The sequence below is a fragment of the Syntrophaceticus schinkii genome, assembly GCF_000946815.1.
GTDB lineage: Bacteria > Bacillota > DSM-12270 > Thermacetogeniales > Thermacetogeniaceae > Syntrophaceticus > Syntrophaceticus schinkii.
Genome location: NZ_CDRZ01000110.1, coordinates 1 through 1598, shown reverse-complemented (window position 1 = coordinate 1598; position 1598 = coordinate 1). Strand labels below are relative to the sequence as shown.

The window sequence follows — 1598 nt, the reverse complement described above, 5'->3', positions numbered from 1 at the left end:
TTTTGTTTCGGGGTTTTTTGGCATTAAACCTTCACCGGCGTGTGAAAATGGAGGGTGACCTATATCATGAACCAAAGAAGTTAAGCGTAACAGAGTAAGATCATGATCAAATCCTGCATCATTAAACCCCAACTTGTCAATAAGATACTCTTTCTTTCGGCTAAGTATAGATTTATACATTTCGCTTGCTACATGCATTACACCCATAGAATGTTCAAATCGCGTGTGCGTTGCTCCCGGATAAACCATATCTGTCCAAGCTAACTGTCTAATTCGCCTTAGACGCTGAAAGGAAGAATGATCGAGGATGTCTTTTTCCCATTCACTTATTTTTATAAACCCGTGGATGGGATCCCGAATTTCATACATATTTAACCACACTTCTTCTTAAAATTTATAGGCATTTCAGTAAACTAGTGCAGCTAAATAGGGTATCTAGAAATTAATGAATTTATCATATGTTTCCTCTAGTTATATATTTTCTCTATTCGGTGAAATAATTCCTCCCTTATAATATAAAAAATAAACGTTTCAGCGAAACAATAAACGCTTCATCTCCAATGGTTTCTATATAGCCCCCTAATTAATTTGGAAGAAATCAGCAGGTGAATTAAAGCAAAAAATTGAAGCACGAACAGCTCTTGTCTCTGTTATCGGTCTGGGTTATGTTGGGTTACCTCTTGCTGTTGAGAAGGCAAAGGTAGGCTTTAAAGTGCTTGGTGTGGGGCAGACCCCGGGTGGAGAAGGAGATTGATGATTTCAAAAACAGAGGTAATTCATCCCGAGGCTAAGATAAGCCAGGACAACTTTCAGTAAGCTGTTCCCAGCTTCGACCTCAAGCGCTAGAATTCTTTGCTCCAAGAAGAGATCACAGCTGTTTTAAATGAAGTGATAGCCAGCGGCCAGTTCATCCTGGGTGAGCATGTTAAATTAGTTGAAGAAGCAAATTTATGTGGAGCAAAATACGGGATCGGTGTTGGGAATGGCAGTGATGCCCTCTACCTGGCACTGCTCGCCTGTGGTGTCGGACCTGGTGATGAGGTGATCACAACACCGTTTACCTTTTTTGCTACCGCCGGATCTATCGTTCGTACAGGTGCCAACCCTGTCTTTGTAGATATAGACCCCAAAACCTATAATATAGACCCTGAATTGATTGCATCGAAGATCACATCTCAAACAAAGGCACTGCTTCCGGTTCACCTCTACGAACAGCCGGCAGAGATGGACCGGATCATAGAGATCGCCGATCAGCACAACTTAAAGGTAAGCTGCCCTATCTCAGATCCCCTACACCGTCAAAAACTGCTGTCATGTCAACCACCAGTACACAATCGCTGCCAAAGACCGTGATAGGCTGCAGTCTTATCTGAAAGCACAGGGCGTCCACACCACAGTCTACTATCCTTTGGCCCTGCACATGCAGCCTGTTTTCAGCAACCTGGGGTACAAGCCCGGGGATTTTCCACACTCAGAGCAGGCAGCAAATCAGGTTCTTTCTCTTCCGATGTTCCCAGAACTAAAAGGGATGAAATCAAAAGGGCAGCAGCTCTGATCGCAAACTTTTTTGGAGATGAAGCAAACTGAAACAACTGAAC

The 1598-nt window shown here is 43.2% G+C and carries 3 protein-coding genes; 2 read left to right on the top strand and 1 reads right to left on the bottom strand.

Annotated features, from left to right (window positions below; translation table 11 throughout):
• A partial coding sequence (locus SSCH_RS05760) for an HD domain-containing protein (protein WP_044664639.1) occupies positions 1-369 on the bottom strand: 369 nt, incomplete at its 3' end.
• A gap of 483 nt (positions 370-852) precedes the next feature.
• Between SSCH_RS05760 and SSCH_RS05755 the strand changes: the two genes are divergently transcribed.
• Together SSCH_RS05755 and SSCH_RS21765 are read left to right on the top strand one after the other, a co-directional pair.
• A complete protein-coding gene (locus SSCH_RS05755) occupies positions 853-1353 on the top strand; it encodes a DegT/DnrJ/EryC1/StrS family aminotransferase (protein ID WP_052835366.1) in 501 nt (166 codons plus the stop codon).
• Positions 1286-1555, top strand: a complete 270-nt coding sequence (locus SSCH_RS21765; RefSeq protein WP_408645699.1) for a DegT/DnrJ/EryC1/StrS family aminotransferase — start codon at positions 1286-1288, stop codon at positions 1553-1555. Before SSCH_RS05755 ends, SSCH_RS21765 begins: the two co-directional genes overlap by 68 nt.
• Positions 1556-1598: the final 43 nt, after the last annotated feature.